The sequence below is a fragment of the Paracoccus alkanivorans genome, assembly GCF_003697785.1.
In the GTDB taxonomy this organism is placed as follows: domain Bacteria; phylum Pseudomonadota; class Alphaproteobacteria; order Rhodobacterales; family Rhodobacteraceae; genus Paracoccus; species Paracoccus alkanivorans.
In genome coordinates this window covers 270689-291702 of sequence record NZ_QOKZ01000001.1, presented here as the reverse complement: position 1 = coordinate 291702, position 21014 = coordinate 270689, and the positions used below count along the sequence as shown (strand labels likewise).

At 56.4% G+C, this 21014-nt stretch carries 17 protein-coding genes and 1 pseudogene; 8 read left to right on the top strand and 10 right to left on the bottom strand.

All coding sequences use genetic code 11. The features are described 5' to 3' along the window. Positions 1-4: 4 nt before the first annotated feature. Positions 5-1018, bottom strand: a complete 1014-nt coding sequence (locus C9E81_RS01430; RefSeq protein ID WP_122110532.1) for an SIS domain-containing protein — start codon at positions 1016-1018, stop codon at positions 5-7. Positions 1019-1487: 469 nt separating this feature from the next. Here C9E81_RS01430 and C9E81_RS01425 point away from each other — a divergent pair, with 469 nt between their 5' ends. Both C9E81_RS01425 and C9E81_RS01420 read left to right on the top strand, forming a co-directional pair. Further along, positions 1488-2501, top strand: a complete 1014-nt coding sequence (locus tag C9E81_RS01425; protein ID WP_122110531.1) for a LacI family DNA-binding transcriptional regulator — start codon at positions 1488-1490, stop codon at positions 2499-2501. Positions 2502-2757: 256 nt separating this feature from the next. Further along, on the top strand, positions 2758-3768 hold the full coding sequence (locus C9E81_RS01420; protein WP_122111113.1) for a Gfo/Idh/MocA family protein: 1011 nt from the start codon (positions 2758-2760) through the stop codon (positions 3766-3768). Between the two features lie 856 nt (positions 3769-4624). On the opposite strand, the gene C9E81_RS01415 is transcribed toward C9E81_RS01420, so the two are convergent. The 5 genes from C9E81_RS01415 to C9E81_RS01395 form a co-directional block, all read right to left on the bottom strand. Beyond that, positions 4625-6418, bottom strand: a complete 1794-nt coding sequence (locus tag C9E81_RS01415) for a TniQ family protein (protein ID WP_122110530.1) — start codon at positions 6416-6418, stop codon at positions 4625-4627. Continuing rightward, positions 6418-7368 (bottom strand): TniB family NTP-binding protein, encoded by a 951-nt coding sequence (locus C9E81_RS01410; RefSeq protein ID WP_122110529.1) that lies wholly within the window; start codon positions 7366-7368, stop codon positions 6418-6420. The genes C9E81_RS01415 and C9E81_RS01410 overlap by 1 nt, the downstream gene beginning before the upstream one ends. Beyond that, positions 7358-9502, bottom strand: a complete 2145-nt coding sequence (locus C9E81_RS01405) for a Mu transposase C-terminal domain-containing protein (RefSeq protein ID WP_122110528.1) — start codon at positions 9500-9502, stop codon at positions 7358-7360. The genes C9E81_RS01410 and C9E81_RS01405 overlap by 11 nt, the downstream gene beginning before the upstream one ends. Beyond that, positions 9499-9909, bottom strand: a complete 411-nt coding sequence (locus C9E81_RS01400; protein WP_122110527.1) for a TnsA endonuclease N-terminal domain-containing protein — start codon at positions 9907-9909, stop codon at positions 9499-9501. The genes C9E81_RS01405 and C9E81_RS01400 overlap by 4 nt, the downstream gene beginning before the upstream one ends. A 314-nt stretch (positions 9910-10223) precedes the next feature. Then, positions 10224-10460 carry a helix-turn-helix domain-containing protein gene (locus tag C9E81_RS01395; protein ID WP_122110526.1) on the bottom strand — a complete coding sequence of 79 codons (237 nt, stop codon included), beginning with the start codon at positions 10458-10460 and terminating at the stop codon, positions 10224-10226. A 94-nt stretch (positions 10461-10554) separates the two neighbouring features. Between C9E81_RS01395 and C9E81_RS22630 the strand changes: the two genes are divergently transcribed. Then, the gene (locus C9E81_RS22630; protein WP_147457542.1) at positions 10555-11112 is read left to right on the top strand and encodes a nucleoside triphosphate pyrophosphohydrolase family protein; all 558 of its coding nucleotides are present in this window, start codon (positions 10555-10557) and stop codon (positions 11110-11112) included. Between the two features lie 301 nt (positions 11113-11413). On the opposite strand, the pseudogene C9E81_RS01385 reads toward C9E81_RS22630, so the two are convergent. The 3 genes and pseudogenes from C9E81_RS01385 to C9E81_RS22800 form a co-directional block, all read right to left on the bottom strand. Beyond that, positions 11414-11551, bottom strand: a pseudogene (locus C9E81_RS01385) (IS3 family transposase); the annotation flags it as partial. Positions 11552-11605: 54 nt separating this feature from the next. Beyond that, positions 11606-11848 (bottom strand): FitA-like ribbon-helix-helix domain-containing protein, encoded by a 243-nt coding sequence (locus C9E81_RS01380; RefSeq protein ID WP_122110524.1) that lies wholly within the window; start codon positions 11846-11848, stop codon positions 11606-11608. A gap of 226 nt (positions 11849-12074) precedes the next feature. After that, entirely contained in the window at positions 12075-12242 is a 168-nt protein-coding gene (locus tag C9E81_RS22800; protein ID WP_166461783.1) for a hypothetical protein, read from the bottom strand. A 170-nt stretch (positions 12243-12412) separates the two neighbouring features. Between C9E81_RS22800 and C9E81_RS01375 the strand changes: the two genes are divergently transcribed. The 5 genes from C9E81_RS01375 (at position 12413) to C9E81_RS23620 (ending at position 19754) form a co-directional block, all read left to right on the top strand. After that, entirely contained in the window at positions 12413-13930 is a 1518-nt protein-coding gene (locus C9E81_RS01375; protein WP_243698452.1) for a type I restriction-modification system subunit M, read from the top strand. Beyond that, the gene (locus C9E81_RS01370; protein WP_122110523.1) at positions 13927-15111 is read left to right on the top strand and encodes a restriction endonuclease subunit S; all 1185 of its coding nucleotides are present in this window, start codon (positions 13927-13929) and stop codon (positions 15109-15111) included. Before C9E81_RS01375 ends, C9E81_RS01370 begins: the two co-directional genes overlap by 4 nt. After that, positions 15108-16229 (top strand): Fic family protein, encoded by a 1122-nt coding sequence (locus tag C9E81_RS01365; RefSeq protein ID WP_122110522.1) that lies wholly within the window; start codon positions 15108-15110, stop codon positions 16227-16229. The genes C9E81_RS01370 and C9E81_RS01365 overlap by 4 nt, the downstream gene beginning before the upstream one ends. Positions 16230-16557: 328 nt before the next feature. Then, entirely contained in the window at positions 16558-19635 is a 3078-nt protein-coding gene (locus tag C9E81_RS01355; RefSeq protein ID WP_122110520.1) for a type I restriction endonuclease subunit R, read from the top strand. A gap of 23 nt (positions 19636-19658) precedes the next feature. Further along, complete coding sequence (locus C9E81_RS23620) at positions 19659-19754, top strand: hypothetical protein (RefSeq protein ID WP_122110519.1); 96 nt, start codon at positions 19659-19661, stop codon at positions 19752-19754. Between the two features lie 392 nt (positions 19755-20146). Here C9E81_RS23620 and C9E81_RS01345 read toward each other — a convergent pair whose 3' ends face one another. After that, positions 20147-20989 carry a hypothetical protein gene (locus tag C9E81_RS01345; protein ID WP_122110518.1) on the bottom strand — a complete coding sequence of 281 codons (843 nt, stop codon included), beginning with the start codon at positions 20987-20989 and terminating at the stop codon, positions 20147-20149. Positions 20990-21014: the final 25 nt, after the last annotated feature.

Here is a 21014-nt window from a genome sequence, read left to right as displayed (position 1 = left end):
GTGTTCAATATTCGACGCGCTTGTAATAGCGCCGCGTGGTCAGCGGATGATCGCGCAGCACCTCGAGATGCGCACTCAGCCGTTCCAGCAGGCTGGCCAGCAGGATCGGGGAAATCATCGCCCGCACATCACCGCTGATACCCGGCAGTTTCACGCTTGCCGCGTCGAGGATGCGAACCTTGTCGGTGTAGCGCCGGGCAAAATTCTCAACGCGATCGGAAAGTGGCCGGCAGGCGTCTTCGCTCTTGAACACGAAAATACTGACGCCGGGTTCGACCAGTTCGAGCGTTCCGTGGAAGAAATCCGCCGCATGAACCGGGCGCGTGCGGATCCACTGCATCTCTTCCAGAATGCACATGCCGTAATAATGCGCCTCGGGCCAGGCGGAACCCGCCCCGGTAAAGATGTGATAGGTTTCATCCTTGATCTCTGCCGCCAGCCGGGCAGCTTCGTCCTCGAATGCCGCCTTGGCATCGGCCAGCAGGGCCGGAAGCAGTTCCAGCTCGGCGACGATCCGGTCGTAATGCTTGATTTCGCCGCGCTCATCCAGGATTGCCAGAACCAGCAGGAGGGTTTGCAGGTAGAAGGATTCCGACGATGTGTCGTCTTCGGCAAAATTGGTAAAGTTGTAGTCTGCCTGTTGCGCCAGCGGAGTGTCGGAATGGCCGGTCAGGGACAGTGTCTTTGCACCCGTCTTCTTGAGGAATGACAATAGCTCGACGCTTTCCTTCGTCGTGCCGGACAGCGAGGGCAACACCACGAGGGCGGAGCCGTCAAGGCCCGCTGGCGGGGCCAGCACGACTTGCGCCGGCAATGCTGCAGAGATGGGAAACACGGAATGCCGCGAGGCCAGCTCTATGGCCGGAAGTGTCAGCAACTGGACACCGCCCGTGCCCATGAAGAAAACTCTTTCGATCCCCGAGGACAGCAGTTCACCGACCAGCTTCCGCATGTCGCTGGCCATGCTGACCGCGCCGCCCTGGATGGTCAGAAAACGGTCCTTGTCGAAGTTTAGCATCTCGCGTTCCTTGTTTTTTCGGGCTGCCAACCTGTCGGGCGCGCGCCGGTGCGAAGGGCTGTTGCGACGCGCGCGGCAGATGGATTCCTGCTTGGTCGGATTGTATGATACCGATCTCACATGTCGTTTCAAAAAAATCGGCCCAGTCTTAAGGTAAGACGTGATACCGATCTCACATTGAGCGTCACACAAAATTTTCAATCTGGCAAGTGCCGTGAAAGTATTTTTAATAACACATATATATTATTTGATTATAGTTGGTTACGGGATTTACATCAGAAATTTTACGCCTCCGGAGGGTGGATTCCTTCTTCGTTCGGGCATTCACCATGACTGCTAACCTGGGAATCGGCATTGCCGACTCGCGCCTGTGGCTGCGGTTTGCCTTGGGCCCCAACAGTGGTTATCGGCTGCCTGAGGAGATGCCGCGAATGGTGGGGCAAACCTGCCGGCAACAAGGGAGCCGAATGTGACGCGCAAGACAGTGACCCTGAAAGATGTTGCTGCCGCTGCCAATGTCTCGCGGGCGACCGCCGCGCGGGCGCTGAACCGGTATGGTTATGTCGGGGACGAGACGGCATTGCGGGTTTTTGAGGCAGCCGATCGGCTTGGATATCGTGGAAACCGCGTGGCGCAGGCGTTAAGGCGGGGTGATCTGCCGCTTGTGGGGTTCATCCCGGGCGATATACAAAACCCGTTCTTCGCCCGGATTGCCCATGATCTGGATGTGCATCTGCGGCGGCACAGGCACAACCTCCTGATCGCCAGCAGCGAAGAGGATATCGAGCAGGAGAAAGAACTTCTGAACAGCCTGCGCGCGCTCAGCGTCCGGGGCATGATCGTTGCGCCGACTTCGGCTGCCGAAACCAAGCATTTCGAAAGCATGAGCCGCGAAGGTGCCCCCCTGATCATGATCGACCGCTATGCGGAGGGGATCGCTTGTGACAGTATTCTGGTCGATAACGAGGGCGGGGCACGGGAAGCAATTGATTACCTGATCTCCAACGGACACCGGCGGATCGCGTTTCTGGGAGATGAGGCGCGCATTTTCACCGCGCAGGAACGTTTGTCGGGCTATCGGCAGTCATTTGCCGCGCATGGGATCGAAGCTGACGAGCGCCTGATCGCCGTGTCCAGATCAACGATCAAGCATTCCGTTGACGCGACCATTCGCCTGTTCAGCCGGGAGCGGAAACCAACTGCAATCTTTACGGTCGACAGCCTGATGACGCAGGGCGTACTGGTTGGCCTGCGGGCAATGGGGCTTTCTGTGCCGCGCGACGTCTCGCTTATTGGCTTTGACGATTTTGATCTGGCCACATTCATAGATCCGCAGATTACCGTGGTGGCACAGCCTATCAGCAAGATCGGGCCGCTGGCCGCCGAAATCCTGTTGAAGCGGATCGACGGCGACAAGTCCGAGCCGCAGCACCATAAATTCGCAACCAGGTTGATCATCCGCGGATCGGTGGCGCCGGTTTGAGGTGGCGCAGTGGCGAATATGGCGACCCGATGCGGCCAGAGTGATTTCTGATCAATCCGTGCCTGATGGCGGATCTGGGACGTCGTGGCGTGACCATGGGCTGTGGTCACTGTTGCGGACCAGATCGTTTTCATGGATGAAGGCAAGGTGACGGCAGCCGGTTCGCCCAAGCCGCTCGTTACGGCTCCACGCATCGAACGGTTGAGGAAATTCTTCGCCGATGTCCTGTAATCACGCGAAACCCGGAGAAATCGATATGAAGCCTGTTCGCTGGGGTGTTCTCAGTACCGCCGGAATCGGTATCAAGGCGATGCTTCCCGCATTGCGCGTAGCGGCAGGTTGCGATTTGCGCGCTATCGCCTCCCGACAGCAGGACCGCGCCGAGGATGTGGCCCGTCAGTTCGGAATCGAGCACGCTTATGGCAGCTATGACGACCTGCTGGCCGATCCCGAGATCGACGCGGTTTACAATCCACTGCCCAATCATCTGCATGTGCCCGTTACCCTGCAGGCGTTGAAGGCGGGAAAGCATGTGTTATGCGAAAAGCCGCTGGCCATGACCCAGGCCGAGGCAAGGCAGGTCGCCGAGGCGGCGTTGGCTGCGGGCCGTCAGGTGGCCGAAGCGTTCATGGTCTGCCACCATCCGCAATGGGTGCGGGCACGCGAATTGCTGCGAGAGGGACGGATCGGCAAGACTTCGGCGATCCAGGTGCTGTTCAGCTATTCAAATACCGATCCCGGAAATGTCCGCAACCGGGCCGATATCGGCGGTGGTGGACTTTATGACATCGGGTGCTATGCGGTTCGGGCCGGTCGGTGGTTTTTCGATTCCGAACCCGAGGCGGTTTGCGTCGTGATGGATCGTGATCCGGCATTCGGCACCGACCGGCTGACTACCGGAGCGATCCGTTTTCCCAGTGGCGCGCATCTGGGCTTTACCGTCGCAACGCAATCGGCATTGACGCAGCAGATGACAATCCTTGGTGCCGGGGGCAACATGCTTTTTGATGCGCCATTCAACTGCCCGTCGGATCACGCGGCGCGGCTGATCATCGATGACGGTTCGAACCTGCTGGGAAAGGACCGCCAGATCGAAGTCTTGCCGCCCGCAGATCAATACCGGTTGCAGGCCGAGGAGTTCTCCCGCGCGATCGTAAGTGATGAGGCTCCGCTCAACGGTCCCGAGGATGCGATCCGCAATGCTTCCGCAATCGAGGCCCTGATGCGCGCCGCTGCAAGCGGTCAGTGGGAGCCGGTGGCAACCTGATCCCGCATGGTTCGGAAAACGTAACATCAAAACCTGCAGAAGAACCATCGTGAGCTCCGCCGCCCTCGCAATTGAAACCGCCGTCATCATCGGCGGAGGCATATTCGGCGTATCCACGCTACCCAGGCCCAACGTTATGGCGATAGCGAACGCTACGAACAGGTGATCTGTAGTGTGTTCGCCAAATCAAAGAGCTTGATGGTAGAAGGCGCTTGTCTCGTTGTCAGAACCGATCGGCGTCAGTTTACTTTAGAGACGACTGCCTATGCGCTGCACGATCTTTGGCCCGATTATAGGCTTTGGGGTCGCGCGCACATGGCCAAAGGCCCGACGCAAACTGCCCTCTTCGGAGACAAGTCTACAAAACCAGGGGAGGTTGATCTGCTGGTTCCGCCAAAGCGTCGGTGTATGCCTGAAGGTTTCTTAGACAACTTGGCGCTTTCAGAGCGTGATGGGCGATAGCACCTTTTGAGTGTCCGCCGTCACTCGCTTTCCTCTGACTTCCAAAATACAAGTAGATCTTGAAGCCGTCCGGTTACGGGCGAGGACCTTCCGCATTATGGGAGTGCACGAAGGGTGTGAGGCATATAATGGTCTAAATATCAATGTATTGCCATCAATCTCAAAAGCGATAGAGGCAAACTTCCTGATAAAAAAGGCAGAACCTATCTGCCTCTTTCCAAGGAATGGGCAGCACCACAAAGACTTGCCCTCGGCGAACGAAATAACACAATGAAATCAATGGCGGATTTGTCATGCCGAGCGTTGGTGTTGCCTTTTTTATCAGAAAGCCTCGCCTCTCCCGGGACATGAAAAAGCCGGCATTGCGCCGGCTCCCTCCGATATTGTGGTCAGGTCAAGCGACGTCGGAACGTCGAAACATCATGGTGCTCCGCAATCCTAACGGAAGGGGTATCGCACCATTGCTCAGTTGATGATTGAATTCATCATCGCTCGATCGCCCAGACAGTTCAGCCAATTCGTTCAGGGAAATATACGAGGCTTGGAATTCTTCCAGAGAAATCCTGCAGGTATAATGGCCCCTCTGAATCCAGCAGCCCTTACGAATCTTGGGTGATTTCAGAAAACCGGCCTCACGCAATCGATATACCGTTGGCCTGGTTGTCTTGAGGATCTTGGCAACGCCCAAGGATGAAACGATGGACTCTTTGGGTCTCCCGTAGATATTTTTCAGAGATTCGGGACGTAGGCGAAATGCGCGGAAACTTTCGGTAGAAGGGCTGTCGATGTAAAGGGGGATGCGTTGCTCAAGGATCATCTCGATGAGCGGTGCAATCATCACACCGCGTCGACGAGCAGCCGTCGAGATGTCGATGAGTCCCTTATCGGACTCGGTTCGGCTGGCGAGTTCCCGCAATCGTCCAATGAAATCTTTCACATCATTCGGATCGTAATAAGGAGTCGTTAGCCCGTCGTCGAAATGGCGTTTCACGAGACCATGGGTCGCCAATTTTTCCAACAGCACATAGTTGATTCCGATCATCCTTGCGGCTTCCTTCGAGGTGAGGAGCGCGTTCACCTCGGTGACAAGGTCGTTCAGCATTGCAGCAGGGATGTATCGCTCCAATGTGTAGAATCGGCCGCGGGAATGCCTCTTTGCCATCCCCATGGTGGCAAGCTTTCGGCCGAGCTTCCAATGTGAGACGCCAAATATCTGCTTTGCCGTCGAGAAAGAATGGACATGTTGTTCGGGACAGGGCTTTCCAAGCACGATTGACCCCTCCGTGACGGGAAAATTCTTAAAGATGAAATCGCGAACCACATCCCTGACGGCGTTGAATTCGCTATCGTCGTCACGATATCGCAGCCAGTCAAAGAATACGCGATAATGCGAGCGGTACAGCTTTTCGCCGACGGGGTGTGAGTCCTGGATGCTCTTGAGCTTCCGTCGCAGCGCCTTTGGCCCTCCTCGCAATACACCAATGCCCGCAGTACCGGCGGCACACCATTCCTCATCTGTCACGTCGGCGCGTTTCATCCGTGGTCCACTCGTCAGAAGAACGCCAACCATCTCGCAGGTCTGTGCCGCAACATGAAAGGGCAGACGATCCAACCAGGACTTTCCGGGACCATTTCGTACACGATCCATCAGATAGCGCTCCAATTCCAGATCATCCTGATCAGCAATCTGCGACTCACCGGGTCGGTTGTTGCGAAGCAGACCGATGTGATCGAAGGAATCGTTCGAGCTGCTCGGCTTTGGCAATGACACGAGACAGCAGCTATGTTTCACACAGGTGCGGATCGAGGAGAGTTGCCAGATTCCGTGATGCATGACCGCCACGTCATCCGGTGCTTCCGCGACGCATTTCGGGCAAATCCGAACTGTTGTTCGGATGAAGCCCGTGAATTTTATTCGCTCTTTCCCGAGGCGGAACCAGCCTGACTCAAGCAAGGTTGGGGTCGCCTCCTGAAGCGCCGCCGCATCGACACCGCCGAGCGCTGCGAGCCGCTCGATTTCCATGGGGTCACCGTTGACGAGCCGGAAATAATCGATCCCGATATCCGAACAGAATTTGATAAGCCGGGGCACGCCATTGCGACAGGCGAGGCGAGAAGCGAATGAGGTTGCGGATTCCCCGGGAAGGGTCGAAACCGTCAAGGGAAGCGCCCTGAGTGCACTGAACATCAGTTCTCCTCCCTTGTAAAAACCTGGCGCACGTCGATCCGGTGGTAATCCGGTACGATGAAGGGGTTGAAGGCGTCATCCGAACCGGATCGATGCGCATAGGCGCGTGCGAAATGCGCTCGGACGAGCGAAGACGCGCCCCGGAGATAGGCCTGCTCAATCGCCGCAAGCGTCAGTTCGATAACAAGACCAAACTGATTTGCCGCAGCGTGAATCAACCGCTCGGCAAGCTCGGTTGTCCCGACATCTTCGCCAACTGAGAGCCTTCCGCGTTCACAGTAAGCCTCAACGAGGTCCAGGACGTCATTGGCGTGGCCAATGCTGGATAAGGGCCCAAAGTAGATTGTCTGCATCCGTCGGGCCAGTTGTGGATCGTGGTTCAGGATATCTTCGAGTTCCGTGGTGCCCGACAGGATAATCCCGACAGGCCAGTCATTATCCGTCATCAGGGTTTTAAGCATGGCCGCGACGGCATTGAGTTCATGCCGCGTCCCACGTGATGCAAGATCCTGCGCTTCGTCGAGATGAACAAAGAGCACCCTGCGCTCACGAAGATGATGGCGCACCAGATCCCAAATATACCATGCCTGCCGTTCCGAACTGATCTGGAATCCCAAGGCCCGCAAAAGCGATTGGCCGACCAGTTTCAACGTGGCGGGAGACGGCACCCTAAGACTGACAATCGTCAGATCCTCATGCCCCGCACCGTCGAGACGCTGTCGCGCACGTTGCAGGAGATGCATGATCGCCGCGCTTTTTCCAGCACCTGACGCTCCGGACAAGGCGAGGCCATGGGCCTCCCTGGCCCGCCCCGTGGCAATATCGGCGATGCGTTTCTCTGCAAGCAAGGTGAAACGGTTTTCCAAGGGATCAAACCGCTCATGCTGCACGAAGTGATCCCGTAGGGCGGCAATGCGCTGTGCTGTCTGCATAATTTTCTTATTTGTCATCGTCGAATCTCCAGCGGTTGCGGCGTTCGCGTGGTTTTTGCTGTTTCTGTTTGTCGTACGAGGGAAGGACTGAAGGGCGCTTTGATGAAGACGATTTCGGTACGACAGGAATGCCGTCCTTCAGCGGATCGTTCGAGCGGGTTTCCTGCCCCATGCGCTCGGCATCCGAACGGATAGGATAATGAAGAGCGTTCTGGTTGCGCTCGACATCTTGATCCGAGACATGAAACGGCGTCAGCTCTCGCAGCAGGAACGCTTGCCGATTGGCCTCGGAAATGCGCTTGATGGCGCGGCTGATGACCGGTGCGGCCAATTCGGCGTTTTTCCGATGGGTCAGCCGCAACGCCCGTGTTGCTTCGACGAGCTCATCATAGCTGACGCCGTCGAAGCCTTGTTGGTTGGCAACCGCCGGATACCATGTGGCGCCCACCTTGACCGCGACCCAGCCCAGATCCTTCAGATCGGCGCGGATTTCGACCTCGCGGGTCGGCGAATGCAGGAATGCCTCGCGCAGCGCCTCGCAGTTATAGCTAATGCCTGCGAACCTCACCCCATCACCGCGGAGCTTGCGCCGCAGGGGGCGCCCGAATGCCCTGCGCAATGTTAAACCGTCCGGGACCGGCGGCGTTCCGTGTTCGGCGACCAATCTGTCCCAGGCCTCATTGGGGGTTTCGCCCCCCAGGGATCCATGTGGCTGGTTGTGATAAATGTCGACGACATAGGTCAGGAGGATCCGGATCAGGTCATCATCGCAAAGACAGGCCAGCTGTTCCGATGGGTAGTCGCCACGTTCGACCGAGTTGAAAAACGTCCGCCCGGATAACAGGGGCATGAGCTGATGGCCAAACGTTCGAAAGAACGACTCGACATGCCCGCGAAGCCAAGGAATTCCTGCGGGTGGCAGATGTGCCGTGATCGCCAACGATGATACCGTTCCCTGGAAATCGTCGGAAACAAACGCTGCTCCCATATCAGTGACAAGGGTCCCGATGCCCCCATGATGATGCCATTTGCTTTCGCAATCGGCGGCCCGGGCGATCGGTGTCTTGTCGATGAAGATGTCTCGGAGCGCACGGATTGCGTCCGCCGAATTCGGAGTCTCGGCCAGGCGCATTGTCAGGATGCATTTGGTCGCACAGTCGACGGCAATGTAAAGCCAGCGACGCCCCTTCTCGAATTGGGCCTGTCGTTCCGGCGGCAAGTGATCCCAGATCCCGGATAGTGTGAGCAGAGAAATCACATCGAGCTGGTTTTCGTCCATTTCGACACGTTCGAGCGGCCGCTCGACATCCGGGCCGGTCTCAAAGAGCGTGAACTTGCTGTTTGCCGCCGCAATTCCATATCGCTTGGCGTGGACGTAATAGGGATCCGCCATTTTCAAGCGTCGGTCAATGCTCACTGCAGACGGGACAACAAGTGGCGGCTGGCCAGCATCGGATCTGCGTTCGTTTTCAATATCAAATAATCGGAGCGTATCGGCGATGGCCTGCGCCTTTGATGGACGCTGCGTGCTGGCATAAAACTCGATCACCCGCGTCATCAGGGCTTCTGAGCGGTGGCACCACCGCATCTTTCGGTTGCCGCAGCGATGGGTTTCGGGGATGAGTGCGAAGGCAGAAAAGCCCCCTTTCTCGTAGCGTCTCAACCAATTGAACCCTGTTCGGTAACCAGGTAGCCGACGTGAAACGACGCTATCACCAGGCCGTGTCGCCTTTGTGGAGCAGTCTCCCTCGCCAACGAGACGGTTGGTTTCCTCAGTAATGCGACCCCGGTAATCATGGTAACTTGCGGCTGTACGCCGCAATTCACCTTTCCACTGTAGGGTCAGGCAGGCTTTACAAAATGCTTCCCGCCAGAGGACGAGATGGCGTATCTTGCCGGGAAGTTCATTGACCAGATCGACCGGCTTTCGCCCTCTGAACTCCTGGTTGGCTCTATCGAAATAATCCGCGAAATACTGCGTGTCTGGCCGTTTGAAGAGCTCGGCCAGTTGCTCGTGGGTCATCCGCTCTGTGATGTCGGGCCGCCCGACATGTTCGAGCAAGGCGCCGTTGTCGTCATTCTCCAAGGGGCGGTACCGGACACCGCCTACATTGATCATGTCGGATTTGCTGAAACGAAAACGGATGGTCATGCGGCGACCTCCGTCAAAGCGGCGCGCGAATACGCAAGTTGACGCGCGGCGTCTGCTGCAGCTTTGCGGTCCAGATGCCGCTCTGTGATCAGCAGGACGCGATCTGCGAACTGCTTTGTCACCGCCGCTGCGACCAACTCCAGCTCAGACAGAAAGCTACGCTGAACAACACGCTTGCTCGGCTTGATGGCCACTGCAATGCGCTCGCCAGTGACAAGAACCACAAGAAAGTCAAACACATGGGAGCGCTTGGTGCCGTCCTGATCCGTATAGCTGATCTCGGTCGGCTGATCCCAGATGCTGTGGATGTCGTCACGCACGAGCATCAGGCAAAGAAACGCATATTCCAGTGCGCTTTCGAATTGGATGATACGCGGCCGTGCGAAGCCGGGCAGCTTCGCGACCATTGAACCTCGTAAACTGGCTCGGGAACGGCGTGATATCCTGCGTGTTGCGCGACTCGGTTCGGGATCGCGATAGATGGTTTTCTTGTTCATGTTGATTGGAGTGCTGCCCGCTCGCACCCGCGCGACAGCGCGCGAGGCGAACGGAAGCCTTCTCCCCCTCTGAGATATGTTGAACTGCCCTGCCGGATCGAGCGTCCGGCAGGTTGACTTTTTGTTCGACTCGGGGGATGAATAAGGTGTCGGTACCAAACGACGCTTTACTCAAAAGGCCTTCCTGTTGACGCAGGGAGGTCTTTTCCTTTGTCGAAATGGAATTATTTTGGCGTGAGGTCCTCCTTTTTTGGGTAGCGGTCGGGGAAAAGCGTCTGAGGCGTTGTCCCGAGTGCCGCGGCGATAGCTGTCTGGATCCTATGTGAGCGGCGGTAACCTTGGCTCACAACCGTGACGCTGGACTGTAGAACACCAAGTTCTCTGGCAATACTCGCCAGCGAACGGCCTTCGGCTCTCAGTCGGAGCTTCACAAATTGATGTCGACGCAGGTCAACTGACATGGATCACTCCTGGCACCTACTTGGTCCAACTCTCATCTGATATAGATTCAGAGGTGATTCCATCCGTCAACCAGGGGATCCGATGTAGGAATCATTGTTTTCACTTCACCCCCCAATTATTTTTTTGATCATGTCAAACTGTTCGAACAGCACAATTCCTGATCGATTCAGCCTTTTTCATCGCAGAGATGAATGGCTCGCATATGGCGAGATCTCCGATGGCATATGGTTTGGTCGAGTGATCAGCGCCGAGCAGTTGCGCCAAGCCTATATGGAAGCGGGGACACTGAAAGGATTTGCGGAAAAATATGCGCTTACCCCTGCAACAGCACGCACGGTCCTCGACGTACATGGTCTGTCCTTCGAGGCAATTTTGGCGGAAGAGTGGAAGGCTGGACCAAGTCTTCGAGAGCTATCTAAACGACATGGTCCAAAGCCAGAAACCTTGGGGAAGTGGTTGAAGAAGGCAGGATACGAGATTCCAGCGGGAAATCATCGCAAAGGTGTTGATGCCAAAAAGCTGAAGAAAATCGTCAAGAAAACAGCCTCGATCAATCAGGCCGCTAGTGCTTTCGGAATTCATTGGAAAACGGCGAAACGCATCAACGATCAAAAAACGCCCGAAAATGCCCAAACATCGCGAGAGGATTGAGCATAGGGCACCATGATTTATGACGGTTTCTCGCGCGCACGCGAAGCTGATGATCGCCAACTGCTGGCGTAACGCCACCCCGCATCCAAGGATCGCGATTACCCGTCTCTGACGTTCCGCTTTCGTGGCCTGCCGGCTGATCGCCGCACTTCGAAGGCACACCGACCGGGTAAGGGCTCAGGTGGTGAAACTGGTCAAGTCAGTGCTGTTTCGGGCGACTTTGAGGACCTGACCGATCCCATCATCTGTTGACGCGGATCTGTGAATCGTCCGCCAATAGGCCTGACCTACCCTTGAGTTTTCATCCAGCGGCAACTGGAGCCCGGTTGCTATTTACACCGATCGGCGCGGGTTGAGCAATCGCCCGACGCGCGGAGCTTTCATCTCGCGTAGCGGGGCGGACGATTGTGGTGGTCAAGTTTAGTGCGAAGGCTGCGGGGTTTCCGGCAATCCTGACATAAGAAAACCGGACTATTCAGATGATGCCGATCAATCATTCCTCAAATTTCGCGGCCTCGCCGGGGTGCTTGTCACGGCTGAGGTCCAGATCGGTGCCAAGACTATCCGCAAAGCGGGACCGGAGCTGTTGACCGAACCCACCGGTTTTTGAGACCATAACGGCATGTGCAAGGATGGCACGAACTTCAGCGTTTAAGCTTCTATTGTTCTGCTCGGCACGCTGCCGTAGCGCATCATGGACCTGCTCAGGCAAGTTCCTGATGCTCATATTGACCATTTTTCAGTCCTCGATCGCTTGTTACGCGTAATCATATCATTTCTAAACGGCGGCTGCGATTTAGCGAAGTTGAATCATGAGCAGCGCGTTACTTTGTGCCTGCGCAGCTCATTAAGTCGGCAAGCGGCTGAACCACGCCGGGTTTGCCGGAGGCTCCAACTCCTGAGTAGGATGGAGCATCATGAGCAAGACCACGCATCACTCGCAGACATAACCTCGCACCACGTCAATCTTCGCCCCACTGTTCGTCCATGAACGCTTTATCAGCTTCAGGATTATCAGATGGCCCGAAACCCAATATTTTCGCGAATTCCTGAACCTTGCGAACCCGTTCGCTCAGGCTTTCACCTGTAACGGTTCCGGTTTCCTGCGGAAATGGGCGCTCTCGTTCCATGAGCGCATGTTACCCTGATTGAGCCCGGAAATGAAGAACTGCTGGCAGCGGGACCGATCCATGGTTTCCCCTCCAGTTGCCAATACACTGCGCTTCGTCCGTGACAATCGTGCAGCGAGCGTTTTATACAAGTACTTGGACTATCAGTCTGATTTGCGCGGAGAACTGTTTTGAGCATAGAGAAAACCCTGTTTGCGGCGGCCGACAAGATGCGCGGGGCGATGGATGCGGGGGAATACAAGCATATCGCGCTCGGCCTGTTGTTCCTGCGCTATGTCTCCGAAGCTTTCGAGCGTCGCAAAACACTGATTGTCGAAGATGGCGGCGACTCCGAAGATCGCGACGAGTACCTGGCCGAGAACACCTTCTTCGTTCCGTCCGCTGCCCGATGGTCGGCCCTCGCTACGCAGTCCAAGGACGCCCGCATCGGTGTGATGATCGACGACGCCATGCGCCAGATCGAGGCCGAGAACCCCAGCCTCAAGGGGGCGCTACCCAAGGTCTTCGGCCGAGAATCCATCGACCGTGCCATGTTGACCGGTCTGATCGACCTGTTCTCGAACCTGAAACTCGACGGCACCCGTGCCGATTTCGATCTGATCGGCCGCATCTACGAATATTGCATCGGCGAGTTCGCCAGCAGTGAGGGAAAGCGCGGCGGCGAGTTTTATACCCCGAAATCCGTCGTCAACACGCTTATCGAGATGATCGAGCCGACCCGTGGCCGTGTCTATGACCCCTGCTGCGGCACCGGCGGGTTCTTCGTCCAGTCCGAAAAGTTCATCGATGCCCATCAGGGCCACAGCGACGACATCGCCATCTACGGGCAGGAACGAAACCACACCACCTTTGGCCTTGCCCGGATGAACCTGGCCATCCGTAGCATTTTTGCGGACATCCGCTGGAATTCCGAAGGCACATTGCTGCGCGACGAGTTTCCGGATGAACGCTTTGACTACATCCTCGCCAATCCGCCCTTCAACATTTCGGACTGGTCGGGCAACCTGTTGCGCGAGGATCACCGCTGGCGTTTCGGTGCCCCTCCCGTGGGCAATGCGAATTTCGCGTGGATCCAACACATTCACGCGCATTTGTCGGCCACCGGCATCGGTGGCGTGGTCATGGCCAACGGCTCCATGTCCTCGATGTCAGGCGGCGAGGGCGAAATTCGGCAAGCACTGGTTCAGGGCGATGCGGTGGACTGCATGGTCGCTCTGCCGGGACAATTGTTCTACGGCACCCAGATTCCGGCCTGCCTGTGGATTCTGGCGCGTGACAAATCGAACGGCGTGGCAATGGACGAGACCCTGCGCGACCGGCGCGGTGAGGTGCTGTTCATCGACGCCCGGAAGATGGGCGCGCTGGTCCCCGGTTCGCGCAAGCAGAAGGAACTGTCCGAGGAAGAAATCCGCCGCCTCGCCGCCACTTATCACGCTTGGCGAGGAGAAGCGCGCGAGGGCAACTACGAGGATGCCCCGGGCTTCTGCAAATCCGCCACGCTGGAGGAAATCGCTGCGCACAACTTCGTCCTGACACCAGGTCGTTATGTCGGTGCGGGCGCGATTGAGGACGATGGCGAACCCTTCGAGGAAAAGTTTGAGCGGCTGCTGGCTACTTTGCGCGAGCAATTGGCCGAAGGACGACGGCTGGAGGCCGAGATTGAGACGCGGTTGGGGGCGCTGCGATGAGCGAGTGGCCATTGCGGAAAATTGAGGACGTCGCCGATTTTCTTAACCACCGACGCATCCCCGTCAAAGCCTCCGACAGAGCCACACGCCAAGGAGTGTACCCCTATTATGGTGCGTCAGGGATCGTAGACTATGTGAATGACTACCTTTTCGACGGAGATTTTCTTCTCGTTTCCGAGGATGGTGAAAACTTACGGTCGAGGAATGCCCCAATCGCATTCATGGGCCGGGGGAAATTCTGGGTAAACAATCACGCACATATCCTCGACGAAAAGGAGCCTGGTATCCTTCGATATCTAGCGTTGGCACTCAATAGAACGGATCTGTCACCCTACATTACAGGGGCGGCCCAGCCCAAACTCAACAAGCGCACCCTCAGCCAAATCGAGATACCCGTTCCGCCGACAAAGGAACGACTTGAAATCAACTCCACCCTCGGCGCACTCGACGACAAAATCGAGCAGAACCGCAAGACAGCGGCCACACTGGAGGAGATGGCGCGGACGCTCTATCGCTCGTGGTTCGTGGATTTCGGCCCGGTGCGCGCCCGCGCCGAGGGCCGCGCGCCGGCTCACATGGACCCTACCACCGCTGCCCTTTTCCCCGACAGCTTCGGCGAAGATGGGCTGCCTGTGGGGTGGCGCAGGGGACTGGTGGAAGAATTATTCACTCTCCAGCGGGGCTTCGATTTGCCCACGGCAATGCGGACTGAAGGACCTTTTCCCGTAATGGCAGCTGGTGGATTTCATGGAACTCATTCAGAGTTCAAGGTCGCAGGACCCGGTGTAACGACGGGGCGGAGCGGCGTAATTGGGGAAGTATTTTTGACCTTAGAAGATTTCTGGCCACTGAACACCTCGCTGTGGGTCAAAGAATTCAAGATCGGTTCAGTCTATTTCGCCTATCATTTTATACAGTGTCTCGATCTGAGAGGGCTTAATTCTGGTTCTGCTGTACCATCGCTGAATCGTAACAATGTACATAACTTGGTCACGGATGTTCCCCCGAAGCAAATAATCGAAGTTTTCGATAAAGTCGTGGCACCAGTATATGCAAAGGTCTCTCATCTAACCCGAGAAAACCAGACCCTTGCATCCCTGCGCGATACCCTACTCCCCCGTCTCATGTCTGGCGAGCTTCTCGTCGGAACGGCGAAGAAGCAAGTCGAGGAAGCGGTATGACCGTTCTTTATCACACCGACGGCTTCCCTCCCGGTGACCTGCGCTGGCCCGAACTGATCCCGCTAATCGGACCGGCCAATGCGGCAGTCGCCCGTTACGAGGGTGTCCTCCATGGGATCCCCAATCCCAATGTTCTATTGTCACCCTTAACATCGCAAGAAGCCGTCCTTTCAAGTCGAATCGAGGGCACTCAAGCCACCCTCGGAGAAGTTCTGGAATACGAAGCAGAGGGCGACCAAACCGATGAAAGCACCCCACAAAAGGCTGACATTCGCGAGGTCTTGAACTATCGGGCCGCGTTGAACGAGGCATTGCGATTGCTGAATGACCTGCCCTTGTCACAACGGTTGGTGCGGCAAACCCACGCCGTCCTGATGCAGGGCGTGCGCGGGCGCAACAAGTCACCGGGCGAATACAGGCGCGTGCCCAACTGGATCGGCCCCGAAGGCTGTACTATCGACGAGGCGCGCTTTGTTCCCTGCTCTGCCAACGAGTTGCCGGGCGCGATGCAGGCATGGGAAGCGTATATCCATGCCGACGCCCCTGACAAGCTGGTTCAACTGGCTGTCCTTCACGCCGAATTCGAAGCGATCCACCCCTTTCTGGATGGGAACGGCCGACTTGGGCGCCTCATCGTTCCGCTGTTCCTGAAATTCAAGGGTTTGCTGTCCTCTCCCAACTTCTATCTGTCGGAATTTCTCGAACGAAATCGTGGCGAATACTATGATCGCCTTCTGGCCGTCTCTCGCGATGGGGACTGGACCGGGTGGTGTGCATTCTTCCTCCGCGCCATCATCCATCAGGCGGAGGCCAACGAAAAAAAGGCTCAGGCGATTCATGCGCTCTACAACACACGCAAGGACTGGATGGTTGAAGTAACGCGGTCGCAGTACAGTGGACGGGCGCTGGACTGGTTCTTTACACGACCTATTTTCGCCGCCTCTGATTTCGTTGCGCGCGTCGACATCCCGAAGCCGACAGCAAACCGCATCCTGCGGGAAGTACGTGATTGCGAGAACCCGCTGCTTACCGTGCTTCGCCCTGCAAGTGGGCGCCGCGCCGCCGTGCTGGCTTTTCCTGAGCTGCTGAACATCTGCGAAGGGAGACCCGCATTTTGAGGATCATCTGTTCGCGACAAGCGTCTTTGCGGATCATGTAGAGAGAAATATGATCCATAAGTCCGGTAGCCATCAATCCGTGATCCACAAACAAACACCCATGCCAAACTGTGTCACGAACGACAAAGAAATACTCGAAAATCATGATCCAAATCGACCGTTCCGCAAATATTCTCCATAAACTTGAGCATGCTTCCTTCGACAAGGAGTCTTGGCCAGAGATGCTGGCATGGTTATCTGAACATGTCCGGGCGCTCGAAGTAGCATTCAGGGATCCACTGAACGGGGCCGGGCGGACTCTGCGTCTGCAGGATGGGAGCGAGGAATAATGGCCTGGATCAGCGAGGCGGAACTGGAAACCCATTTCATGGAAAGCCTCGCGCCTCTTGGCTATGCCTTGTGGCACGGCGCGGATGTTTCGCCCGAGATGATCTCTCCACCGCGCGCCAGTTTTCGCGAAACCGTGCTGTCGACTGTGCTGCTCGACAGTCTTGTCCGGCTGAATCCCGATGTTCCGCAGACCGCACTGGAAGATGTAGGACGTCGAATAGCAGATTCGGTCTTCGTCACTGATCTGGTGCAGGAAAACCGCCGTCTGCACGAGATGATGGTCCATGGTGCACCGGTCACCTATTTCCGCGATGGCGAGGAGCGAAACGCCCGCGTCCAGCTAGTGGATTGGTTCAATTCAACGAACGACTGGCGCGCAGTGCGGCAGTTCGATGTCGCGGGGAAATCGGCCCGGATCCCCGACGTGGTCCTGTTCTTGAATGGCCTGCCGCTGGTCGTCATCGAGTTGAAGGGCGTAGCTGGAGCCGACATCAAGGCCGCCTGGAACCAGATCAACACATACCACATAGACATCCCTGACTTGTTCAGGACGAACCTGCTGACCGTCATTTCGGACGGGCTACATGCACGCTACGGCTCGATCTCGGCGGGTTTCGACCGTTACATGAGTTGGCGGACCGTCGATGGCGAAACGCTTGTGCCGAAGGGCTCCACATTGGAGCTATCAACGTTGACCAACGGGTTGCTGGCACCGGAAACGCTGCTGGATATGCTGCGTTGGTTCGTGGTGTTCGAGGATGAGGGCAAAGGTCCAATCAAGAAAATCGCGGGTTATCACCAGTTTCATGCTGTGCGAAAAGCCTGCGATACGATCCTGGCGGCCCGCGCGGGTGACGGCAAAGGCGGCGTCATCTGGCATACGCAAGGTTCGGGCAAGAGCTTGTTGATGACGTTCTTGTCGGGGCGCGTCATGCATCATCCGGCGATGGAAAACCCGACACTGCTAGTGCTGACCGATCGCAACGATCTGGATAACCAGCTTTTCGCGACCTTCGCCCGGTGCAAGGATCTCCTGGGTGAAGAGCCGGTTCAGGCAGAAAGCACCGAGGATCTGCGCCAGCTATTGGATCGCAATGTCGGGGGCATCGTCTTCTCGACCATCCAGAAATTCCGCCCCGAGACGGGCGAAACATTTCCAGAACTGACTTCCCGATCAAACGTCGTCGTCCTGGTCGACGAGGCGCACCGCACGCAATACGGGTTTGAAGCGAAACTGAACAAGGAAACCGGCGAGATCCGCCATGGCCTTGCCTATCAGTTGCGACGCGCACTGCCGAACGCGGTTTACGTGGCCTTCACCGGCACGCCGGTTGAGCTGGTGGGTGCCGATACGCGCGGTGTCTTCGGCGAATATATCGACGTCTATGACATAGCGCAGGCAGTCGCCGACGGAGCAACCGTGCCAATCTATTATGAAGCCCGGGTCGCAAAGATCACCCTCGACGAAGATGTCGCGGCAACGCTGGACGAAGAGTTCGACGAAGCCACCGAGATGCTGGCCGATGACCAGGCAAGCGCTACCGCCAAGAAATGGGCGCGCGTTGAAGCACTGGTCGGGGCGGATCGCAGGCTCGAAACAGTGGTACAGGACATCCTGACCCATTTCGACGCGAGGCTAGAGGCGATGGACGGCAAGGCGATGATCGTCTGCATGAGCCGCAGGATTTGCGCCGAGGTTTATGACCGCATTGTCGCCGCGCGCCCGAACTGGCAAGGTGACACGGATGAAACCGGTTGCGTTAAGGTCGTGATGACAGGTTCGGCCACCGATCCCGCGGCCCTGCAACCACACATCCGGTCAAAATCCCGGCAGGAGTCAATTCGGGGACGTTTCAAGAACCCTGCCGATCCTCTGAAGCTGGTGATCGTCCGCGACATGTGGCTGACGGGATTCGATGCGCCTTGCATGCATACGCTCTATGTCGACAAGCCAATGAAGGGTCACGGGCTGATGCAGGCCATCGCCCGTGTGAACCGGGTCTTCGCCGACAAACCTGCAGGGCTGGTAGTGGACTACATCGGCGTCGCAGCCGAGTTGAAGGCGGCGTTGGCGCATTACTCACAGACCGACCAAGCACAGACTGGCATTGAAGAGAGCGAGGCTGTGGCTGCTTTTCTCGACGCACTAGATGTGGCTCGGGCGCAATTCCATGGATTCGACTATTCCGCCGCCTTACACGGCAATCCAGGCGAACGACTGGCCGTCCTGCCCGGCGCCATCGAGTACATTCTGGCGAATGACCGCGACAGTGATACCGGTACGAAGCGCTTCCACGATACCGTGGCGGCGCTGGTAAAAGCCTATAAACTGGCCTCCGGCAGCCCGCAGGCGACCGAGCATGCGGAGGAGGTCGCGTTCTTCGCTGCCGTTCGCTCCAGCCTCGCAAAGCTAGATATAGGGGCGCAGCGCAATCATGGGGGCAGCGATTTCGCGATCCAGCAGCTGATCAACAATGCCGTTGCCTCCACCGAGGTCGTCGACATCCTGGAGGCGTGCGGCTTCGATCGCCCCGACATCAGTGTGCTGTCCGACGAGTTCATGTTGGAGCTGCAAAACATGCAGCATCGCAACCTTGCGGTCGAGGCGTTGAAGAAACTTCTGAACGGTGAAATTTCGGCGCGAACCCGCACGAACGTCGTACAGAAGGAGGTTTTCTCGGCCCGGTTGGAACAGGCTATCGCCCGATATCACAACCGCAGCGTCGATGCTCTACAGATCCTGCAAGAGCTGATCGCGTTGGCCAAGGACCTGCGTAACGAACCCGAAGACGGCCTCACTGCGGCAGAGCGGGCGTTCTATGATGCGCTGGCCCAGAACGACAGTGCCGTGCAGCTGATGAGCAACGAAGAGCTGCGCATTATCGCGACAGAGTTGGTTTCCACCGTACGGAACAACGCTGGCGTAGATTGGTGGAAACGCGAGAATGTCCGCGCAAAGATGCGCGTAGCCATCAAGCGTATCCTGACGCGCCACGGTTATCCGCCTGATCTTGCATCTGAAGCTGTCAAGATGGTGCTGAAACAAGCAGAAGCATTGGCAAGGGAGGTCAATTAGGCCCGACTACGGTCTATGCTTTCATGCAGGCCACGCGATTGATAAACGATCACGTCGAAGGCTGTGTCCTGCATGAAGACGTGAAAAGGGCGCGGGAAAGCTTTCTGCGCCCAGTATGATGAGGCGTCAGTCAGCATGCTGACCTGTAGCCCTATGCCGATGCAACTGCAGGTTCGGCCCTTTGCCGACTTCCACCGGTGGTTTTGATGCTGCGGTGCGACCCGTCATTCCTGCCGTTCGCTGCAACCGCAATATCCGGTGATGGGTGAACTCACAGTGTGCGGGACCTTCCGGAAGTTCGCTGCATAAGCAGTATGGATGATCTGAGCGGCCGCAATTACCAGCAGAGCGGTGTCTACAAAGTTGCGAGTTGCGGTCGTCCTTTCAAGCGTGATCGGCCTTGAGCCAGCGCTTGACCATCTCGAAATTAGCACCTGCTTTGCACGCGTCTCGGCCGCTGTGGTGACTTTGGAGAGGTAGGAACGATAGGTTTTATCTAGGTGTAATGTGATCAAACTGGCTTAGCTGATTCGGCATTCTGCTCAGTCGCGTTCTTTCGCCACGTTGAATACCGCTTCCGCTTGATACCGAATTTCTTGCAGATTTTTGTGTCAAGATCGATAGCAGTCTGAACACACACACGCGTCAAATCAACCAGATCGTCAAAATCTAGGTGCGCTCTTTTACCCTCAATAAATTGGAACCTCTGGTGCTGCGTCACCCTGCCTAAGAATATTTTATTAACGACACCACGATTGTGAACTTGAATATTTCTAACCTCTACGAAAATTTGCGTCAATTCGCGGGCGTGGTCATCCGGGAACATCGCTACTCCCATCGATTCGTTAATGAATCGCTCAACTTTAGACATGCCGCCGTATGAAAGGGAATTCACCTTTCTATCGATGAGATAGTCAATTAGCTCTCTTTTATTGCCGAATTCAAATATATCTTCAATCCTCACGGACTCCCCGGATTTGACTATCTCGGGTCTCTTCTTCATTGCACTTTGTATCGTCGCGGAAATGAACCAAAGAAACGCATCTACGGTATTAATAGTTAAATTTTTTGAATTAAGAGATCCAAATTCATTAAGCTTTTTCACAGCCCGAACTGGGTTGTCTATATTGGCTTGTAGCCGCTGCCTTTCCTCTTCATTCTTTGCGCCTATCATAAGAGCTTCACTCGCGATCAGAGATGCATTATCCGCGCTATGAGCCAAATGAAGTGTAAAAAAGAACAAGTCCACCACTTTGTAGTAGTCCAGCAGAAATAGATACAGGCTTCTACTGCTTAGTGTCGATTGAGGCGGGAAATAAAAAGTGGGGCCCATCTTTTCGGCTTCGCATGACATGTGCTTCCTCCGTATGATTGACGAC

Bases quoted from the DNA above. Each gene is read 5' to 3' on its own strand.
- C9E81_RS01420 (WP_122111113.1), top strand. From the start codon at position 2,758: ATGAAGCCTGTTCGCTGGGGTGTTCTCAGTACCGCCGGAATCGGTATC.
- C9E81_RS01430 (WP_122110532.1), bottom strand. From the start codon at position 1,018: ATGCTAAACTTCGACAAGGACCGTTTTCTGACCATCCAGGGCGGCGCG.
- C9E81_RS01415 (WP_122110530.1), bottom strand. From the start codon at position 6,418: ATGTTCAGTGCACTCAGGGCGCTTCCCTTGACGGTTTCGACCCTTCCC.
- C9E81_RS01410 (WP_122110529.1), bottom strand. From the start codon at position 7,368: ATGACAAATAAGAAAATTATGCAGACAGCACAGCGCATTGCCGCCCTA.
- C9E81_RS01380 (WP_122110524.1), bottom strand. From the start codon at position 11,848: ATGGTCAATATGAGCATCAGGAACTTGCCTGAGCAGGTCCATGATGCG.
- C9E81_RS01345 (WP_122110518.1), bottom strand. From the start codon at position 20,989: ATGTCATGCGAAGCCGAAAAGATGGGCCCCACTTTTTATTTCCCGCCT.
- C9E81_RS22800 (WP_166461783.1), bottom strand. From the start codon at position 12,242: ATGGAACGAGAGCGCCCATTTCCGCAGGAAACCGGAACCGTTACAGGT.
- C9E81_RS01365 (WP_122110522.1), top strand. From the start codon at position 15,108: ATGACCGTTCTTTATCACACCGACGGCTTCCCTCCCGGTGACCTGCGC.
- C9E81_RS01405 (WP_122110528.1), bottom strand. From the start codon at position 9,502: ATGACCATCCGTTTTCGTTTCAGCAAATCCGACATGATCAATGTAGGC.
- C9E81_RS01400 (WP_122110527.1), bottom strand. From the start codon at position 9,909: ATGGTCGCGAAGCTGCCCGGCTTCGCACGGCCGCGTATCATCCAATTC.
- C9E81_RS01355 (WP_122110520.1), top strand. From the start codon at position 16,558: ATGGCCTGGATCAGCGAGGCGGAACTGGAAACCCATTTCATGGAAAGC.
- C9E81_RS23620 (WP_122110519.1), top strand. From the start codon at position 19,659: ATGCAGGCCACGCGATTGATAAACGATCACGTCGAAGGCTGTGTCCTG.
- C9E81_RS01370 (WP_122110523.1), top strand. From the start codon at position 13,927: ATGAGCGAGTGGCCATTGCGGAAAATTGAGGACGTCGCCGATTTTCTT.
- C9E81_RS01395 (WP_122110526.1), bottom strand. From the start codon at position 10,460: ATGTCAGTTGACCTGCGTCGACATCAATTTGTGAAGCTCCGACTGAGA.